Annotated in this window: 19 protein-coding genes; 5 read left to right on the top strand and 14 right to left on the bottom strand. The window is 67.4% G+C overall.

All coding sequences use genetic code 11. The annotated features are described in order from the left end of the window. Positions 1-143 precede the first annotated feature (143 nt). On the top strand, positions 144-1187 hold the full coding sequence (locus tag ON43_RS30895; RefSeq protein ID WP_157514246.1) for a CSLREA domain-containing protein: 1044 nt from the start codon (positions 144-146) through the stop codon (positions 1185-1187). 144 nt (positions 1188-1331) lie between these two features. Here the strand turns inward: ON43_RS30895 and ON43_RS30890 are convergent, their stop codons facing one another. Both ON43_RS30890 and ON43_RS30885 read right to left on the bottom strand, forming a co-directional pair. Continuing rightward, positions 1332-1961, bottom strand: a complete 630-nt coding sequence (locus ON43_RS30890; protein WP_040813206.1) for a DUF4097 family beta strand repeat-containing protein — start codon at positions 1959-1961, stop codon at positions 1332-1334. A 119-nt stretch (positions 1962-2080) separates the two neighbouring features. Then, the gene (locus ON43_RS30885; RefSeq protein WP_245568823.1) at positions 2081-2887 is read right to left on the bottom strand and encodes a DUF1460 domain-containing protein; all 807 of its coding nucleotides are present in this window, start codon (positions 2885-2887) and stop codon (positions 2081-2083) included. Between the two features lie 101 nt (positions 2888-2988). Here ON43_RS30885 and ON43_RS30880 point away from each other — a divergent pair, with 101 nt between their 5' ends. After that, a complete protein-coding gene (locus ON43_RS30880) occupies positions 2989-3732 on the top strand; it encodes a class I SAM-dependent methyltransferase (RefSeq protein WP_051179469.1) in 744 nt (247 codons plus the stop codon). Here ON43_RS30880 and ON43_RS30875 read toward each other — a convergent pair. The 3 genes from ON43_RS30875 to ON43_RS30865 all read right to left on the bottom strand — a co-directional run bounded on the left by ON43_RS30875 (position 3729) and on the right by ON43_RS30865 (position 6544). Then, a complete protein-coding gene (locus ON43_RS30875; protein WP_040813205.1) occupies positions 3729-5438 on the bottom strand; it encodes an AIM24 family protein in 1710 nt (569 codons plus the stop codon). The genes ON43_RS30880 and ON43_RS30875 overlap by 4 nt on opposite strands. A 130-nt stretch (positions 5439-5568) precedes the next feature. Next, positions 5569-6210, bottom strand: coding sequence for a cysteine hydrolase family protein (locus ON43_RS30870; RefSeq protein WP_040813204.1), 642 nt, complete (start codon positions 6208-6210; stop codon positions 5569-5571). 7 nt (positions 6211-6217) lie between these two features. Then, entirely contained in the window at positions 6218-6544 is a 327-nt protein-coding gene (locus ON43_RS30865; RefSeq protein ID WP_040813203.1) for a hypothetical protein, read from the bottom strand. Positions 6545-6614: 70 nt separating this feature from the next. Here ON43_RS30865 and ON43_RS30860 point away from each other — a divergent pair, with 70 nt between their 5' ends. Next, a complete protein-coding gene (locus tag ON43_RS30860) occupies positions 6615-6953 on the top strand; it encodes a winged helix-turn-helix transcriptional regulator (RefSeq protein ID WP_040813202.1) in 339 nt (112 codons plus the stop codon). Positions 6954-6955: 2 nt separating this feature from the next. Here the strand turns inward: ON43_RS30860 and ON43_RS30855 are convergent, their stop codons facing one another. From ON43_RS30855 to ON43_RS30845, 3 genes are all read right to left on the bottom strand, one after another. Continuing rightward, positions 6956-7135: a hypothetical protein gene (locus tag ON43_RS30855; protein WP_040813201.1), complete on the bottom strand. Its 180-nt coding sequence runs from the start codon at positions 7133-7135 to the stop codon at positions 6956-6958. Positions 7136-7282: 147 nt separating this feature from the next. Further along, positions 7283-8503: a glycosyltransferase 87 family protein gene (locus ON43_RS30850; RefSeq protein ID WP_245568822.1), complete on the bottom strand. Its 1221-nt coding sequence runs from the start codon at positions 8501-8503 to the stop codon at positions 7283-7285. A 143-nt stretch (positions 8504-8646) separates the two neighbouring features. Then, a complete protein-coding gene (locus ON43_RS30845; protein WP_040813200.1) occupies positions 8647-9516 on the bottom strand; it encodes a LysR family transcriptional regulator in 870 nt (289 codons plus the stop codon). Between the two features lie 83 nt (positions 9517-9599). On the opposite strand from ON43_RS30845, the gene ON43_RS30840 reads away from it, so the two are divergent. Further along, positions 9600-10607 carry a bile acid:sodium symporter family protein gene (locus ON43_RS30840; protein ID WP_040813199.1) on the top strand — a complete coding sequence of 336 codons (1008 nt, stop codon included), beginning with the start codon at positions 9600-9602 and terminating at the stop codon, positions 10605-10607. A 239-nt stretch (positions 10608-10846) separates the two neighbouring features. Continuing rightward, positions 10847-12208 (top strand): pyridoxal phosphate-dependent decarboxylase family protein, encoded by a 1362-nt coding sequence (locus tag ON43_RS30835; protein WP_218003422.1) that lies wholly within the window; start codon positions 10847-10849, stop codon positions 12206-12208. Positions 12209-12212: 4 nt separating this feature from the next. On the opposite strand, the gene ON43_RS30830 is transcribed toward ON43_RS30835, so the two are convergent. The 6 genes from ON43_RS30830 to ON43_RS30805 form a co-directional block, all read right to left on the bottom strand. After that, positions 12213-12659 (bottom strand): group III truncated hemoglobin, encoded by a 447-nt coding sequence (locus ON43_RS30830; RefSeq protein WP_040813198.1) that lies wholly within the window; start codon positions 12657-12659, stop codon positions 12213-12215. 179 nt (positions 12660-12838) lie between these two features. Further along, positions 12839-13588, bottom strand: a complete 750-nt coding sequence (locus ON43_RS30825) for a TetR/AcrR family transcriptional regulator (protein WP_040813197.1) — start codon at positions 13586-13588, stop codon at positions 12839-12841. A 9-nt stretch (positions 13589-13597) separates the two neighbouring features. Next, complete coding sequence (locus ON43_RS30820; protein WP_040813196.1) at positions 13598-15115, bottom strand: cytochrome P450; 1518 nt, start codon at positions 15113-15115, stop codon at positions 13598-13600. 98 nt (positions 15116-15213) lie between these two features. Next, positions 15214-16614, bottom strand: coding sequence for a nucleobase:cation symporter-2 family protein (locus ON43_RS30815; protein WP_218003420.1), 1401 nt, complete (start codon positions 16612-16614; stop codon positions 15214-15216). 186 nt (positions 16615-16800) lie between these two features. Further along, entirely contained in the window at positions 16801-18399 is a 1599-nt protein-coding gene (locus ON43_RS30810) for an adenylate/guanylate cyclase domain-containing protein (protein WP_051179468.1), read from the bottom strand. Positions 18400-18580: 181 nt separating this feature from the next. Then, the coding region (locus ON43_RS30805) for an FAD-binding protein (protein WP_040813195.1) at positions 18581-19255 on the bottom strand (675 nt) is incomplete at its 5' end.

The raw sequence follows: 19255 nt of genomic DNA, 5'->3' as shown, positions 1-19255 counted from the left end.
TGTGCAGTTCACAAGGGGACGGCGATTCTCTTCCGGCCGCCCGTCCGCCCTTGCTAGAACGATCGGTGTAGTTACCTACTCCCGGTTCTCGTGGGGGCACACCGATGTGGATATCGCGTCTCGCAATTCTCGGAACCGCCGCGGTGAGCGGTGGGCTGTTCGCCGGTCCCGCTGCGGCACAACCCGATCCGGTCGCGGCGGCGACCTTCGTAGTGACGACCACCGCGGACGCGCCGGCCGCGGATCCGGTCGCGGGTGAATGTCGGACTCGCGCCGGTGAATGCACGCTGCGGGCCGCTATCCAGGCGGCCGATGTGCGGCCGGGGAGCACCGTCGTCGTGCCGCCGGGGCGCTACGTGCTGACCATTCCACCCAATCTGCTGAATAGCGAAGGGCCGCTGGTGGATCCGACGACCGGTGATCTGGATGTCACCGCCGACACCACGATTGTCGGTGCGGGACAGGGGGAGACGGTCGTCGACGCAGGGCATCGAGACCGAGTGCTGGTCACCACCGCGCATGTGTCTATCAGCGGGCTGACGGTCACCGGTGGCAATGCCGCCGAGCACGAAATCCCCTTCTACGACACCGGAGGCGGTGGCATCGCCAATTCCGGGAAGCTGCGCCTGGATCACGTGACCGTCACCGGTAATGCCGCGGACTACGGCGGCGGCATCTTCAATATCCCCATTGCCGATCTCGTGATGACCGACAGCATCATCACCGGGAATTACTCCGGGGAAGCGGGTGGCATCCGCTGTGACAACACGTGTGCCTTCACCCGCACCGCGATCACGGACAACCATGTGGTCAACCCCGGAAGGTGGTACCGCCCAGGCGGATTCGCGGGTCGCGGCGGTGGGCTCGACATTCGCGGCATCGGGCAGGTCGTGCTGATCGATTCGATCGTCACGGGCAACTCCTCCACCGATGGCGGCGGGGGCATCAATATCGCCCCCGCCTACCTCGACACCCTGCCGTATCAGCTCACGGATGTCTTCGATCCGGCGCTGGGCACCTTGATCCTGCGCGGCACCACCGTCGCGGCGAACACTTCGGGCCTGGGCGAACAGAACTGCAAGAAGGTGTTCGCCCAGATCATTTCCACCGGAGCCAATCTCGGCAGCGACACGTCCTGCGACCTGACCGCCACCGGCGACGAGATTCGTCCCGACGCTGGGCACTGACCTCTCCTCTTCGAAAGGCCGAATCTCATGGGCTCCTTCAATGTCGGCGACTGGATGACCACGCTGGGACAAGCCTTCGCGTGGCTGACCTCCATGGTCGTATCCATCGCCTCCACGGCCAGCTCGCGCTGACTCCCGCAACCGCTACACCGCGGTGGTGTTGTGGAGGGTGATGTTGCCGGTCGAGGTCTTGGCGTGGACCTCGACGGTGTCGCCGGTCTGGGCGACCGGGCCGAGCTGGTTGCTGACCGCGCCGTTGGGGGTGTTGGTCTTCAGGACCGCGGCGCTGCCGGGGTGGATGCCGACCTCGATCGCGCCGACGGCGGTCTCGAGCTCGAGCAGGCCGCGCACGGCCTCGCCGATGGTGATGTTGCCCTGGGCGACCTTCGCGGTCACCGATCCCTGCGGCTGCGCGATGGTGATATCGCCCAGCGAGAGTTCGACATTCGAGTAGCCGAGCGGGCCGCTGCCCAGCAGCGCGCCGGCGGCTACGGTGCCGTTCACCTGGGAGCCGGACGGCACCTGCACGGTGACCTCGATCGAGGACTTGCCCTTGAGCGAGGTGCGCCAGCCCTTCGGGGTCTGCACCGACAGCGTGTTGTCGGCGAAGGAAACCTGGGTCTGCTCGACGGCCTGCACGTCGGCCTTCTTGTTCGCATCGGTCGGCTTGACCTCGACGGTGGTGTCCGTGCGGTTGGAGGCGATGACGGTGACGTTGGCGACGGCCAGGTCGAGGGCGACGGTGATGGCGGCGGGGGTCTGGAAGGCGTTCATGGTGTGTCTCCTGTGTGAGTGTTTCGGTCGGTGTGAGAACTACTTTCACCGGTCCGGCTGATACCGGACTGACACCGCACTGACACGCCCGCTGACACCATGTTCAGCCTGTTTGGAGACTAGTTGGGGCGCAACACCACCAGGCCCGGCACCGTGTTCAGGTACTGGGTGAGGGGGCTGTCGACGACCTGGTTGTTGGCCGCCAGGGACGACGCGTTGCGGAACATGGGTCCGTTGGGGGTGTTGATGAAGATGCCCACGTGGGAGACGTCCAGACCGGCCTGATCGGTGTACGCGCCGAGGAAGTCGCCGGTGTGGAGCTGGGAGATGACCGCGTTGTCCACGGCCGCGCTGGGGATGAAGGTGATGTCGCGGTCCACCACGGGCAGGCCCGGAAGATAGTTGCCGCCATCGGCTTTCGCGTTCAGGTGCTTGGTGACGGTGACCGCGCCGGGGGTGAGGGTCGCGGTGATGTCGTTCGCGGCCGCGCGGTTGACGTAGGCCCAGTCGGTGAAGAAGTGCTTGCGGCGCGGGAATTCGACCTGGCCGTCGGCGTATCGGGTCGTGATGAGGTTCTGCACGAATTCGCCGCGGTTGGTGGAGCGGCTCAACGCCTCCACGTAGTCGAGGTAGGTGAAGCAGTCGACGCGGCGGAAGTCGATCACCAGCTGTTCGGGCTGGGAGGCCGAGCCGATGAGCATGTTCGCGCCGTACGGGGTGCCGAGGAAGCGGGCGGAGAGCTGTGCGATGGCGTCGGTGCGCGGGCCGGACAGGGAGTTCCGCAGGGCCAGGAGGTCATCCAGCTGCTGGGAGGTGGAGCCGTCCAGATTCGGTTCGGCGGGGGTGGCGATCGCCTGGGCGGGCATGAGGGCCAGGCCGAAAACGAGCGTGACCAGCATGAGCAGGACGCGGGTGACAGTGCGCAAAACCCCTCCATCAGAACGAGACGTGCAGATCGAACCTAACACCGTTTTTCTGTCCCAGACAATCCTTTCGCTGGGTTGGAACTGTGCGTAGGCTGCGCATCATGATCGCGAACGAGGTGACGCGGCAGCGCATCGTGGAGCTGCTCGTTCCCGAATCTACCGTTGTCGACGGGTATCTCGATGTGCTCGGGGCGGACACGCCGCCCGCCAAGGGGATCGGGCAGGCGGCCATGCGGGTGCCGTTCGTGTCCCGAATCTATGAGCCCATCTGGCGGAATTTCTTCCGGCTCGCCATGGGCAGCAATGCCGTCGGGGTGCGGCGGGAGAAGCAGCGGGCCGTGGACTCGCTGGGGATCACCGAGGGCTCTCGGGTGCTCGATGTCGGGTGTGGGCCGGGGTTGTTCACGCGGGCGTTCGGCCGGGCGGCGGGGGAGTCGGGGCTGGCCATCGGGCTGGACGCGTCGCCGTCGATGCTGGCCGAAGCGGCGCGCACCAATGCGGTCGGACCGGTCGGATTCGTGCGTGGGGATGCCGGGCGGCTGCCGTTCCGGGACAAGGCCTTCGATGCCGTGGCCTGCTTCTTCGCGCTGCACTTCTTCCCCGACGCCGAGGGTGCGCTGGCCGAGATCGCGCGGGTGGCCGCGCCGGGCGGGCGGATCGCGGTGACCGCGCTGGCCCACCCGGACGTGGTCGACTTCCCGCTCTTCCGCCGGGTCTACGCGATCGGCGGCGCGCGCAGCCTCGGCTATCACGTGGTGCCGGAGCTGTTGACCGCGGCGGGCTGCGAGATCACCGGCCGGAAGTCCTCCGGCGCCGTGCAATTCGTGACTGCGGTCAAGCGCTAGCCGAGCAGGCCGCCCAGCAGGCCGCCGGACTGCCCGGCCTCCTGGCCGCCGCCGGTGCCGCCGATGAAACCGCCCGGCGGCAGCTCGGAGGGCTGCACGATGACGAAACCCTGACCCGAGAACGACAGCGTCAGACCCTCGCCCGTGCTGCGGCCGATCAATCGGCTGAAACCGAACGAGTCATTGCGCTTGATCCCGGTCCGCAGGCTCGACGACCATGCGACCGCGGCCTGCGGATCGGCGTAGGTCGGCTGGTCGACATTGAGGACCACCGGCTGACCGTGCGTCGTGATGGCGATGCGACCGCGGCCGGTGAAGACGCAGTTGAAGAAGCCCGCATTGCTCGCGACACCGGCCGCGCCCTGCACCCGCTGGATGTTGTAGGACAGCGAGGAATCGAAGGCGAGCACGTTTGCTCCATTGATGGTCAGACCATCTGTCCCGTCCAGATCCACGGTGTGCACATCGGCCGCGGCATTGGCCAGGAACAGATCACCGCGCCCGGACACCTGCATGAGCGGCACGCCCTCACCGGTGAGCCGCTGCTGGATCGCGCGGCCGATACCGCCGGAACCGAGCGCCTTGAAATGCAGATCGCCCTGATAGGCCACCATCGATCCGGCCCGCGCCAGGGTCTCCCCGTTCACCGAGACCCGGATCATCTTGCCGCCCTGCTTCTGAATGCCGGCGCCGCTGACCTCGGCGTGGCTCGGGTTGAACAGCTCGCTCTGCACGGACGGGACTCCTTGTGGTGCGGGGAAATTCGGCATCGGGGCCGCGGGCGGATAGGACTGCCCGGGCGCGGGCGGCTGACCCGGCGTCGGAGGTTGGCCCGGCGCATAAGGCTGGCCGGGCTGAGCCGGGTTATAGGGCTGGCCGGGCGGTTGCGGCTGGCCCGAGCCGTAGGGCTGAGGCTGACCAGGGGCGTAAGGCTGGCCCGGCATCGGAGGCTGGCCCGGCGCATAGGGCTGTCCGGACTGAGCCGGGTTGTAGGGCTGGCCCGAGCCGAACGGCTGCGGCTGGCCCGAGCCGTACGGTTGGGGCTGACCCGGCGCTGGGTGGCCCGGTGCGGGCGGGGGCGGCGAGTAAGCCTGGGTATCAGCCGTTCTCGATGACCCGGGAGGCGGGGGCGGTGGGGCGAACTGCGACGGTGGGAGCGGCGGGACGGACTGCGGCGGCGTGGATTGCGGTGCGGCGGCGGGCTCCGGGTCGTCGTCGATATTGACGCCGAAGGCCGAGGCCAGACCGGCCAGTCCGTTGTCGTAGCCCTGCCCGACCGCGCGCACCTTCCAGGCGTCGCCGCGCCGGTAGATCTCGACGCACACCACCGCCGCCTCGGTGCTGAGCCGATCCATGGCGAACTCCAGTGTGCCCGCGTCGGATCCGATGGTGGCGGTCAGCGAGCCCACCCCGGCGAAGGTGGCGGGCCCGCTGCCGTCCAGGCTCGCGGTGATGGCGACCTTGTCCACATCGGCGGGTAGCGCGGAGGTCTGAACATCGACCATGTCCCCGGCCCCGCGCCCGTGCCGGTACACGACGCCGGGCGCGACCGGCTGATTGAAGAACACGAAGTCGCCGTCGGACCGCACCCGCCCATCGGCATTGAGCAGCAGCGCCGATACGTCGACGGCGGCCGAGCATCGCACGGTAACGGTCATCCGGTCGGCGGGTGCGGGGCGATTCTCCCCGCGGGCGAGCGTCGTCACCGTGCCCCCTGCAGGTCGCGGCGGACCTGTTCGTGCGATACCCGATTCACGGCTACCAGTGTGTCGAAGATTCGCCCCGAGGGCCATCGGGAACTACCCCGAGAATCCCCGGATAGGCGCTGGGCAATCGCTATTTTCGATGCATGAGCTCGACCAGCGTCTCCGTATCGACGGTCCGCGAACCCCCAGCGAACGCCAGCGTGGCGTGCGCGCGTGCCGCCGCCTCGGAGTGTCCGGCACCGCAGGCGTCGGTCACCGTGATCGGCAGGTAGCCGAGATCGGTGGCGTGGCGAACGGTGGGTTCGATGCCCACCTCCATGGCGATACCGGCAATCGCGAAGGCGCTGATGCCCAAGTCGCGCAGCGCGATATCGAGCGGTGTGCCTGCGAAGGCCGACATGGTGATCTTGTCGAAGACGACCTCGTCAGGGTCGGGGGACAGCTCGGGAACCAGTTGATACTGCGGCGAGCCCTGTGGAAACGAAGCCCGCACCTGCGCCGGATCGTCCACGTGCTGCCACTCCATGGCCGTGCGCAGCTGCGAAATCCCCGCGGCGGCCGTGGGAATCGACATGTGCCGGGTATAGAACACCCGGAAGCCGTTCGCGCGCGCGGCATCCCGCAGCCGCAGGCACGACTTCACAATCCGGTCCCCGTCGGGGATCTGTCCCACGATGCCCGCCTGCATGTCATAGATCAGCAGCGCCATGCGCCCGGGATCGCAAGCGTCCTCGACGGTTTGGGGAATGGTCAGGCCGTAGGCTTGTCGCATGGCGTCCTCAGCGGGTGCGGTCGTAGGGTTCGGCGACATCCACCGACGCGTCCATCAGCGCCTCGAGCGGCAGCGGCGCGGTGACCGGGACGTAGGTCCATTCCAGGAATCCCTTCTTGGTGAGCGGGAAATCGTCGATGTAGCGCTTGGCCTCCTCGACGCTCTCGACCTCGAAGACGATGACCACCCCGGGCTCGTCGGCGCGGGCGTAGTTCTCCCGCACGATCCCGGCCTTCCACAGCCGCCACACATTGGCGACCTCTTCGGGCAGGAACGGGGTGATGGTCTCGAGGGTGACGCCGGGCTTGAAACGATCGAATGTAATGACCTTCATGGGAATTCATGAAAGCCCCATGATTACAGTGTTACAAGAACGCACTTTTCGGTAAGTACCCGGAGGGAATGTGGCCGCGAAGCGCTACAACTGCCCGGTCGAGGTGACCGTGGAACTGATCGGCGGCAAATGGAAGCCGGTGATCCTGGCGCACCTCAAGGAGGGCGTGCGCCGCTACGGCGAATTGCGCAGGCTCATGCCGGATACCAGCGAGAAGATGCTCGTCCAGCAGTTGCGGGAACTGGAATCCGATGGCCTGGTGCGGCGCACGGCTTTTCCGACCGTCCCGCCCCAGGTCGAATACGACCTCACCGACGAGGGCTGGAGCCTCGTACCGGTGCTGACCGCGCTCTACGAATGGGGTGAGAAGCGCGGTGCCCGAATGGGTCTCGCCATCGAGACCCAGTGACATCAGGCGGCTTCGGCCTCGCCCCGATCCGTGCGATCCCAACCCGGGACATCGGCTTCGTACATGGCGCGATGGGTCGCGCACCGGTACTTCGGCCCCGGTTTGATGAAGGCGGGATCCAGGCGCTGCGCGAACGTGAGGTTCTCACGCCGCCAGCAATCGATGCACACCGGCTCAGCCATGGCGTCCTCCTCGGTTTATCGCTCGCGAAAGGTATGCGAGAGAGGGATTCCCATTGAAGGCTCGAATCGGATATAGGTTCTGGAACTCTTCCATAACGGATGCGGTCGGATAGCCGACCGGTCGGTTGGGTGAGAATCGAGCCTGGTTTACAAGGTACCGTGAACCGGTTGCCGTCGCAGCCGTACCACCACGCATCCGATGATGATCAGGTAAACAATCACGTAGCAGTTCAACAGAATCTGCGAAATGGGCCACGACGGCGGGAACAGGAACCAGCCGACCACCACCCAGGTGTCGTTCCAGTGGTAGGACCAGGCCCCGGTGGCCAGATACAGCAGTCCCACGGCCGACCACCAGCGCGTTTCGGTTTCGGCGCGATGCACCAGATAGACGAACAGCGGCAGGAACCAGACCCAATGGTGGTTCCAGGAGAACGGCGACACCATGCACGAGGTCAGGCCCGCGAGCGTCACGGTGAGCAGTTTCTCGCCGCGGTTGTAGAGCGTGGCGGCCAGCAGCAGGCCGCCGATCGCCACCGGCACCGCGACCAGCAGCCACAGCCACTGCGGCACTTGATGACCCGAGAGATGGGCGATGGCGCCGCGCAGGGATTGATTGGCGGGCTGGGTATCCGGGGCGATCCGGTCGGATTGGAAGAACGTCTTGGTCCAGTACTGCTTGGAGTCCGACGGCAGTGCGGCCCAGGCGATCAGGATGGTCAGCACGAAGGTGGCCGACGCGGTCACCGCCGCCCGCCACTGCCGCAGCACCAGGAACTGCGCCACGAAATACAGCGGCACCAGTTTGATACCGGCGGCCAATCCGACGCCGATACCGCGTAACCGGCTGCGCTCCGAGCGCGTGAAATCCCAGAGGATCAAGGCCATCAGGACCAGATTGATCTGGCCGTAGTACAGCGTGGTGCGCACCGGCTCCAGGAACATGCAGGTGGCGGTCAGCAGCACGCTGATCGCCGCCAGCCGCCAGGTGAGCCGGTAGCCGAGTACGCGCCAGCACAACAGGACACACGCGAAGAGCACGCAGATGTTCAGTGCCAGCCAGGTATTCGTGACCGCGGCCCACGGGATCGCGAGGATCGGCAGGAAGATGAGGGTGGAGAACGGCGTGTAGGTGTAGGACAGGCCGCGATGGGTGGTCTCGGTGTAGAGCGGATGACCGTTGTAGATCTTCCACGCGCCGTCGCGGTAGACGTGGACGTCGAAACCGCCCGCGAGAAAACCCACCTCGTCCAGCCACGGATCCACCGTCAGGAAGATCAGGACCATCGACATCACCGCGCCGAAGCCCAGCACCAACCACGTCGTCCGGCTGGTGGTCGGCGGTGACACGCGGGAGTCGGCAACCACCGCACGGTCTTTCGTTCTTGCACCGATCAAGAGCAACCCACCTCAGCTGTGCGATACCACCCTGTCGAGCTCTCCAAACCGCTGAACACGTAAGGCTCCAGCCTGCCCGCCCAGCACCCTACAACGCTGCGGCGGCGCTCCCGTCACATGCCCGACCGTGTGGTCTGGAGTGATAGGCGGCGGGTATTGGCGGTGATGGCATCGGCGAGGGCCTGTTCCGGCTCGGACAGGCGGGTGCGGCGCTGCATGAGGACGAAATCCAGATCGCCCAATTCCGGCAGTCGAGGGTCGTTCAGTGATACCAGTCCGTCGGGCAGAACACCCTCGGCGTGGACGATGACGCCGAGTCCCGCCAGGGCGGCCGCGCGCAGACCCAGCAGGCTGTCGCTGACGCAGGTGACGCGGCAGGTGCGGCCCGCGTGCTTGAGTGCTCTCAGGGCCAGTTGCCGGGTCAGGCTCGGCTTCGGGTAGGTGATCAAGGGCACAGGGTCGTCGAATTCCGTTGTGGCGCTGCGACCCGCCCACACCAGCCGATCCCGCCACAGCAGCGTGCCGTGCCGCTCGCCGGGCAGCCGCTTGCCGAAGACCAGGTCCAGTTCGCCCGCGGTCATGCGGGTTTTGAGGTTCTCGCTCAGGCCCACGGTGAGCTCGAGATCGACGCCGGGATGCGAGCGCTGGAACTCCACCAGGATGTCGGGCAGCTCGCTGGCCATCACATCGTCGGACGCGCCGAGGCGGACGAGGCCGGTGAGGGTGGAGCCGGAGAAGTACGCCTCGGCCTGGGCCTGCGCGTCGAGGATGGTGCGGGCGAAGCCGATCATGGCCGCGCCGTCGGCGGTGAGCGCCAGATTGCGGGTGTCGCGGCGGAACAGCTCACGCCCGGCGGCCTGTTCGAGGCGGGCGATATGACCGCTCACGGTGGACTGGCGCAGGCCCAGCTGGCGGCCCGCGGCGGTGAAGCCACCGGCCCGCTCGACGGCGAGGAAGGTTTGTAGCAGCTCGGGTTCGAACACGAGCTAATTATCACGCATCGCGATGAGAGATATCGGATCCAACGCCTATCGCGATCTATGTCCAGCACCCTACCGTCGAATGAGTGCAGCTACTGGCCAAACTCCGCATCGACTCGTTCATGCTCGGCATCCTCGCCACCGTGGCGCTGGCCGCCGTCGTCCCCGCGCGCGGCACGGCGGCTGATGTACTCGATTGGGCCACCAAGATCGCCATAGCCGTACTGTTCCTGCTCTACGGCGCCCGCCTGGAACCCCGCGAGGCCCTGGCCGGGCTGAAGCACTGGCGACTGCACGTCACCGTTCTGTCCGCCACCTTCATCGTCTTCCCGCTGCTCGGCCTGGCCCTGCGGCTGCTGGTCCCCTCGGTCCTCACCCCCGACCTCTACACCGGCGTCCTGTTCCTCTGCCTGGTCCCGTCGACCGTCCAGTCCTCCATCGCCTTCACCTCCATGGCCCGCGGCAATGTCGCCGGCGCCGTGGTCAGCGCCTCGCTGTCCAACCTGATCGGCGTCTTCGCCACCCCGCTGCTGGTGATGGCCTGCATGAGTACCACTGCGGGCGTGCGGGTTTCGCCCTCGGCGATCGGCGCCATCGTGATCCAACTCCTCCTCCCGTTCCTGGCGGGCCAACTCCTACGCCCCCGCCTGGGCTGGCTCCTCGGCCACCCCGCCGCCACCAAAACCGTCGACCGAGGCTCGGTCTACCTGGTCGTCTACTCCGCCTTCAGTGCCGGTGTGACCGAAGGCATCTGGCACGGCCTCTCCGCCCGAGTCCTCATCTCCACCGCCTTGATCTGCGCCGCCCTCCTGGCAGTCGTCCTGGCCATCACCTCGACAACCAGCCGCCTACTGGGCTTCTCCCGCGAGGACCGAATCGTGGTCACCTTCTGCGGCTCGAAGAAGAGCCTGGCCACGGGCCTCCCGATGGCTTCGGTCCTCTTCGCCGGCCACCCCGTCGGCCTGATCGTCCTGCCCCTCATGCTCTTCCACCAGATCCAGCTCTTCACCTGTGCGGTGTTGGCCCAGCGCTACGCCCGGCAGTCGGAACCGTCACCTCTCGAATCGCCCACCATCGCATCCGAATTGGTGTGACCGGTCGGGCCGTCCGCGAGCGGACAAGATCAAATTGATGCGCGAGAAGTTCGTGCCGTGCGGGGTGGAAGCGGGCGGGGGAAATTACGATTCCGGGGTCCTGAGCAGGCAACTCCGAACAAGGGTGTGGCGCGACGATGGTGTCAGGGGCTTCGGTGGGGATTGAGGGGCAGGTTTCGGCTAGGGCGGGTCGCGATTCGGTGCTGGGGGTGCATCCGCGGGCGTTCCGGGATGAGCTGGTGTCGAGTGCGCAGTGGGTGGCGGAGTATCTCGAGCGACTCGAGCAGGGGCCGGTGGTCAGGCCATTACCGGCGGCATTACGTCAGCGTTTGAGCTCCGGCGGGCTGGCCGAGCAGGGCGGCGATCTTTTCGAGGTGCTGGATTTCGCCGAACAGTCGTTGGCGCCGTATCCGACCGGCAATGGTCACCCGGCGTTCTTCGCCTGGATCAACTCGCCCCCGTCGCCGGCGGGAGTGATCGCCGAATTGCTGGCCACCGCCATCAATGCGACCTGCGGCATGGGTGAGCACGCGTTGATGGACCTCGAACGCGGGGTGATCGCCGACCTGGCCGGGCTGGCGGGCATGGCCGAAACCACCGGCGGGGTGCTGACCAGCGGCGGCTCCATGGCGAATCTGCTGTGCCTGGCGGCGGCCCGGCACTGGTTCCTCGAGCGGCGCGGCGCCCTCGACGGCCCGGAATACGATGCGGCACACGGCAATCTGGTCGCCTACTGCGGCGCGCAGGCGCACATGTCGGTCGCCAAGGCGTGCGCGGTCATCGGCATTCCCCGCTCGCGGGTGCGGGTCATCGCCACCACCCCCGACCGCTGCATGGACGTAACCGCGCTGGACGAGGCGGTACGCACCGACCTCGACGCGGGGCTGCTGCCGTTCTGCGTGGTGTCGAATCTGGGCAGCACCCCGACCGGAGCCATCGACACTCCCGAGCCGATCACGGCCGTCTGCCGCGCCCACGGGATGTGGCATCACGCCGACGGCGCGTGGGGCGGACTCGGCACCCAGGTGCCGCGCTGGGCCCCGGCCTATCGCGGCATCGCCGAGATCGATTCGCTCACAGTCGATCCGCACAAAACCCTGTCGGTCCCCGTAGGTTGCGGCGCGGCACTCGTCACCGACCCACAGCGGCTGCGTTCCGCATTCGGTTTCCGCGCCTCCTACCTCGACAGCGACGAAAACCTGCCGTGGATGTCGGAATACACCTTCGAGCTGACCCGCCCCGGCACCCGCGCCCTGGCCCTGTGGGCCACCCTGCACCAACTCGGCCGCAACGGAGTCGCCGCACTCCTCCAGCACTACGACCGGATGGCCGACGAACTGCGGCAGCGCATCACCGCGCATCCGCGCCTGGAGTTGCTTGCGTGCGGGCCGCTCCCGGTCGTCTGCTTCCGGGTCCTCGGCGTGGCGTCCCACGCCGAACTCGCCGAGGTCGTGCAGTCCCGCGGCCGCGCCTACCTCGCCACCGTCGACTACGAGGGCGACACCGTACTGCGCGCATGTATCTGCAACCACCGCACCGGACCCGAACACATCGACACCCTGCTCGACGAGATACTCACTGCCGCAACCGAATCGATGTGACTTATCAGGCCGCACGCAATCGCACGGCCGCCAGCGGGACGAAACCGGGACCGACGGAGACAGCCGAACCGTCGGCCCCGGTCATCCGCTTCAACATCGACACCGCAATCCGCTCACCCTGAGCTTTGGCACGTTCCGCGTTCGGTCCCGCGTAGCGGCCATCCACCGCCGCATGCCAGAGCTGCACCCACCGCCCGAAGTCGGCGGCCGTGAGTGGCCGCGCCGCATGCAACTTGCTGTGCGGGACCATCGCATTGCGCTTGTACTCCGCGGTCCGGAACAGCGACCGCTCCCAGAAGTCCCCGATCCGGGGCAGGTGCACCTCGAGGTCGGTCCCCGCGATCTCGGTAAAGAAAGGCCCGATCAGCGGATCCGCGAACGCCTCCCCGTAGAACCGCCGCAACAGCTCATCCAAATCCCCCCGACCGCCAATATCACGTCGAGTACCCATGCCCCCAAGCTAACGAGGAACACCCACACCCTCAGTAGCCGCGATCACAACCCCACCACCCATCTCCGGTGACCTCTATTACGTACCCGCCGACCTCATTTCGACCAGCCCCCGGCGGTGAGAATGCAATCCTGGACACAAATCGCGAGAAGAGTTGTGCATCAGTGCATTCTCACGGATCAGGCGGGGTCGGGGTGGTCGGTGGCGGCGGCGAAGAGGGTTGCGAGGGTGGCGGCCACGGGGGCGGTGCGGTCGAAGGTGTAGCCGAGGTCTCGGGCGTGGCCGTCGAAGAGGTGCCAGGTGGAGGAGGTGAGGAGGCGGGCCAGGGTCGATTCGTCGGGGCGGGTGGAATCGGGTGGGGCGGTGACGAATTGGGTTACTACGCCCTCGACCATGCCGACCAGGCCGTAGATGAGGGGGTGGAATTCGGTCACGTCTATGCCGAGAACCGCTGTCCAGGAGAAGAATCGGTGCCAGAGGGTGTCGGCCACGCGCTGGCGGAAGGTGGTGAGGGTGTCGGGGGCGGGGTGGCCGGGGAGGGGGCCGAGTTGGGCGAAGCGGTAGAGGTGGGGATGGTTGCCGGTCCAGTGCACGACGGTGCTCATGATGTCGAAGATGATGTCCTCGACCGTCTTCGACGGGTCGAGGACCATGATGTCTTCCAGCTCGGCCAGGTAGTGGTCGAAGATGAGTTCGCGGGCGCGGGCGTCGAGGTCCTCGCGGTTCTGGAACTGGCGGTAGACGACCGAGCGGGCCAGGCCCGCTCGGTCGGCGATCTGCTGGGTGGAGATTTCCGCGCCGGGGTCGTTCTCCTCGATCAAGGCGATGAGCGCCTCGAGAATCGCGGTGCGGCGGGCCGTATTGTGCTCGTCCCAGCGTTGACCGCCCGAACGTCTGCGGTGCGGGCGCAGATGGGGCGGCGGTTTCACGGGATTCGACTATACGGCGGTGTCCACGGGGTGAACCGGCGGGAGGAACCGCGGGCGCATGGGTAGCGGTCCGTCGGGGCCGCCGGTGAAGGAGATCTGGCGGCGGACCCGCTCGGGGGAAGCCGCGTCGAATTCCAGGTGCTGGGCGAAGGTCGCCACCACCAGGGCGGCCTCCATGCTCGCGAAACCGGAGGCCACGCACATGCGTTTGCCGGCGCCGAACGGGATGGCGGCGCGCTTCTGTTCGCGGGCGAGGTTCTCGGGCAGGAACCGGCTCGGATCGAACTCGTCGGGCCGTTCCCAGACCCGCTGATGGTGGTGCAGGGCGTGCAGGATGACGGCGACCGTGGTGCCGGGCTTGATCTGATAGCCGCCCAGCGTGTCGTAATCCTTTGCGGTCCTGGCCAATCCGATGACCGGCGGCAGCACGCGCATGGTCTCGGCGACCACGGCCTGGGTCCAGGGCAGCTGTTCGAGATCGGCGGCCGTCGCGGGGCGGTCGCCGAGTACCGTGCGCACCTCCTGCCGCAGCCGCTCCCGCGCCTCGGGATGCTCGGCCAGCAGCTGCCACACCCAGCCCAGAGCCGTTGCGGTGGTTTCCATTCCGGCTCCGATGAACGTCATGAGCTCGTCGTGGATCTCCTGATCGCTGTAGCGGTAGCCGGTTTCGGGATCCTCGGCATCGATCAGCAGGGCCAGCAGATTGTCCTTGCGAGCGATGCGGCCGGCGCGATGATCGGCGATGAGGCCGTCCACCACGTGCTCGGCGTGCCGTAGATCCCGCATGGCTCGCGGCTCGATCAGCCATCCGGCGGCACGCATTATCTTCAGGGGCACACGGGAATTGGCGGCATCGACACCGCCGCGCCGCTGCAATATCCAGGCCGAGATGTTGTGCAGCGGATGGCTGAGATTGGTCATGAACCCGCGTCCGAAGAACCGCAGCAGCCGTTCCAGCACCACCTCGGACATGGGCCCGGTGATATCGGTGCCGAACATGGTCCGTGAGGTGACATCCAAAGTGAGCCGGTTCATTTCGGCTCCGACATCGACGACCCCGTCGGTCTCGGCGAGAGTCCGGATGCGCTCCACCGCGTCCTGCGCGGCCGCCACCATCACCGGAGCGAACCCATCCACATTGCGCTTGGCGAAGATCGGCTGCACCAGCCGCCGATTGCGTTGCCACTGTTCCTCATTGAAGTCGGTGACCAGTCCGCGCCCGAACGCCACAGCGAGCATGTCGTACTCGGGGCTCTTGGCGTAGTTGTTCTGATTGGTCACCAGCACCTGGCGCACCAGCTCGGGGCTGCGCACCACCACGAACCGCGCGAACGGCACCCGCGCCACGATCACATCGTCCGCGCCGGGCAGCGCCGCCGCGTAGTCGAGCACCGTGTGGTCGCGAACCCGGGGGATCACACCGAGCGCCAGCCGCCAGGATTCCCACCACCCGATTCGGGTGTCGTGCCAGCGCAGAAAGGTCGGCGCCCACTTGGGCGGATACAGGGTTGTCGAAGATTCGGCCATCGCGCGGCCCCCTTGCCGTCATGACTATGAGACATGCTGTCCCACTCAAAGTAGTGAGACAGCATGCCCCAGTCAATGACCGATTGGGCCGCGAATCGTCAGTGCGTCCCGGCCGTGACCTCGCTGCGCTTACCCGCACCCCAGTGGTTGAACACCAGGTTCAGCACGAATACCACGATCACCGCCGAGGTGATCGGACTGGCCGCGATCATCTGGAAGTTGGTCGGGAACTTCGTGTAGATGCTCGGCGCCACCGCCGGCAGCAGCGCCACCGACAACGTGACCGCGATGATCAGCATGTTGTTGGTCCCGTCGAACTGCACCTTGTGCAGCACCCGCAAACCCACCGCGGTCACCATGGCGAACATGACCGTGGCCGCGCCGCCGACCACCGGACCCGGCAGCGCCGCGACCACGCTGCCGACCTTGGGCACCAGACCCAGCGCCACCAGCATGCCGCCGCAGGCCGCGACCACCCAGCGGCTGCGCACACCCGTCAAGCCCACCAGACCGACGTTCTCGGCAAAGGCGGTGTCGGGGAAGGAGTTCATGAATCCGGCCAGCACCGCGGACAGGCCGTCGGCGGCCAGGCCGCGGGACAGATCGGCGGGTTCCAGTTCCTTGTCGACCATTTCGGCGACGGCGACCATATCGGCGGTGGACTCGGTGAAGGTCACCAGCATGACCACGCACATCGAGATGATCGCTCCGACATGGAATTCGGGCGCGCCGAAGGTGAACGGCTTGGAGATGCCGAACCACGCGGCGGTCCCGACATTCGACATGTCGACCAGGTGCATGGGCACCGCCACCAGGGTGCCGATCGCCATGCTGATCAGCACCGCGAGCTGGCTGATCAGTCCGCGCCCGAAGCGGTGGATGACAACGATCAGCGCGATCACCAGACCGGCCAGCGCGATATGCGAAATCTGGCCGTAGTCGGCCGCTTTCGGATCGTCCCCGGCGATCAGCCCGGCATCCGCGCCGATCAGCGACAATCCGATCACGCAGATCACGCAGCCCGACACCAGTGGCGGGAAGAACCGCACCACACTGGCGAAGAACCGCGCGATGATCAGGCCGAACACACCCGATACCAGGATCGCGCCATATACGGTCGGCAGCCCGGCCTCGCCGCCGCCGAACTCCTGCGCGATCAGGATCATGGGCGAGACCACGGTGAAGGTGGCGCCCGCGACTACGGGCAGCCGGACACCGAGGATCCGGCCGATGCCGACGGCCTGGATGACGGTGATGATGCCGGACACCAGCAGGTCGGCATTGACGAGCAGTCCGATGGTGTGGGACGAGAGCTTCAGCGCCCCGCCGACCAGCAGCGGTACCGCGACCGCGCCGGCGTACATGATCGCCAGGTGCTGCAGTCCGAGCAGCGCCAGCCGTGGCGGCGGCGGGATTTCGTCGACGGGATGCCGTGGCGGGGGTGGGTTCGCGTCACCGGTTTCGGGTTTGCGGGAGGGGCGCGAGAAGCGCATTTGCATGAGAAGCCTCCTGGAACACGTGGACTCCGACCCTGGGCAGGTCGGCGCCACGACCCGAATAATGGCGCAGGAAATACCTGTCCCGCAGCAGATTGTTCGATTGTCCAGCCGTATCGGCGTGGCCCCCGGCCCTATTCGTATTTTCCTCCAGAATCGGGCAGACGGCTGATATTGGCTTCGCTCCAGTTACCGGGGCGTGCGCACGCCCGAGACCCGGTCGGGCACGCGCGGGCGGGCCAGCCGGGTCGGCCGGGTCCGTCCGCGCAGGGTCACCGATTCGCCCAGCCGCCAATGGATCTGCTCGCGGGTGCCCGCGGCGGCGATGGTGGTCGCGGAGGTCAGCACCCGCATCTCGTCGTTCTTGGCCAGCTCGCACAACCGCGCCGCCTCATTGACCGCGTCGCCGATGACGGTGAACTCGTACCGGCGATGCGATCCGACATTGCCCGCGATCACCCGGCCCGCGGCCACCCCGATCCCGGCGTCGAACTCGGTCGCCGCGTACGCGAGCCGGCGGCGGATGCTGCGGGCCGCCATCAGCGCGGCCCCCGCGGCATCGGAATGCGTTGCGGGAGCGCCGAATACGGCCAGCGCGGCATCGCCCTCGAACTTGTTGATCAAGCCGCCGCAGCGTTCCACCTCGTCGACCACGAGGGTGAAGAAGTCATTGAGGATGGCCACGACCTCGGCGGCCGGGCGGGTGGCGGTCATGGTGGTGGAGCCGATGATGTCGATGAACAGCGCGGCCGCCTCGGTTTCGGTGCCGCCGAGTTCGGGATCGCGGGTCAGCGCCACCTCGGCGACATCGTGGCCGACGTGGCGGCCGAACAGGTCGCGCATCTTGTCGCGTTCGCGCAGCCCGGTCAGCATGTGGTTGAAACCGCTTTGCAATTCACCCAATTCGGTTCCGTCGTAGACCGTCACGGCCACCCGCAGGTCGCCCTCCTCGACGCGGCGCATGGCCGTGCGCACGGCCTGGATCGGCGCGACCGCCGCCGACAACGTCAACATCATGAGCAGCAAGCCGAATACCAACGTCGCTCCACCGAGCGCGAGCACCGCGATGCCGAGCCGCTGTCGATCGGCCTGCCATCCGGCCAGTGCCAGCGCCGCCACCGACATGATCAGCGCCACCGGCACACCCGTCCCGAGCACCCACACCACCACGGTCCGTCCGAACAGGCCCAGCCCGCGCCGCGGGCGCGACGGCGCGGCCTCGAGCACCCGCGCGGTGATGGGGCGCAGCGCGAACTCCGCGATCAGATAGCTGTTGGCGCACACCACGATCGCGCTGAACACGATGCCCAGCACCAGCTTCGGCACGAACGACACATCCACCCGGGCATACAGCGGCGTCAGCACCAGCAGGCCGCCCAGCCACAGCAGCGCCTGCGAGAAGACCAGCTTGCGGGGCAGCGCCGCGGTCGCCGCCTGCTCGGGGACGGTCGGCACCCGATCCGGTTCCCGCGACCAGCGCAGCGTCCGCAATCCGACCACCGAGCCCCACCACAAGCCGACCGCCAGCGCGGTGAACGAATACACCGGCGCGGCGATGAAATTGAGCGGCACCATCGCGCGGGTCAGCAGCGGCGGCCCCGGCAGCACGAAGGTGATCAGCAGGGTGGCCACGGCCATGCCGGTCAGATTCGCCACCGTCAACCCGACGGTCAGCAGGGTCTGTACCCGCAGTCGCTGCATCCAGGCCTGTTCCTCGGCCGGGCCCAGTAGCCGGGACCCCCACGGCGAGGGTCCCAGCGCGGCGGTCGTGACGTGGTCATCGGCCATAGTCGCAGCGTAAGCGGTATCCCGCGCGAACCCGGGACCCGCCCCGGCGCCGGGTTGTCGGGCCGGGGCCGCCTTCGTCATCCCGGTGTGTTCGTGGCCGGGATTCTCCCGGGGCGGGTTGGATTCCGGCCGGGAACGCGCCGGAACGACGTGGCGAACTTTCGGCCGGGCGGCCGGCGCGTCAGTGGGTGGCGGCCAACTCCACGGCGTGCGAGCCCGCGCGGCGGCCGGAGTAGACGCAGTCGGCCAGGGACAGGCCGCTGACATATCCGTTCGAGCAGATGCCGACGGCCGCGCGACCGGCGGCGAACAGGCCGGGGATGGTGGTGCCGGATTCCGTGCGCACCGCCCCGGTCTCCTCGTCCACCAGCAGGCCGCCGAGGGTCAGCATGGGCATGGGGTAGGTGAGTCGCGCCTTGAACGAGATATCCAGCAGCGCAAAGGGACCCGTGTGCAGGGCGCGGCGCAGGTCGTCCGGCTTGCCCATCGGGTCGGGCAGGTTCTGTTCGATGGCACGGTTGTGCGCGTCCACGGTTTCGCGCAGTGCCGCCGGTTCGATGCCGGCGCGGGCCGCGACTTCCTCAACGGTCCGGCCGGTCACGCTGCCCATGCGCATCAGCCGTTCGGCCTGCATGCGCTGGAACCACACCGACTGCCCGCCGAGCTGGCGGCGGGCCTCGGCGGCGAGCTTGGCGTCGATCAGTAGCCAGGCCCGATTGCCGGGGCTAGTCGCGATCTTGTGGCCCAGTGCCGCGCCGTAACGGGATTCGTCGATCATGCGCTGCCCGTCGGCATTCACTGCGATCGAGCCGAAGAACGCGCTCGGCGGTGCGATGAACCGCCAGGTCGAGAGCAC

Origin of the sequence: Nocardia concava NBRC 100430, assembly GCF_000308815.1 — a bacterium.
Classification (GTDB): Bacteria; Actinomycetota; Actinomycetes; order Mycobacteriales; family Mycobacteriaceae; genus Nocardia; species Nocardia concava.
The sequence above is the reverse complement of the archived record's forward strand: the minus strand, read 5'-3'. Positions and strand labels throughout refer to the sequence as shown.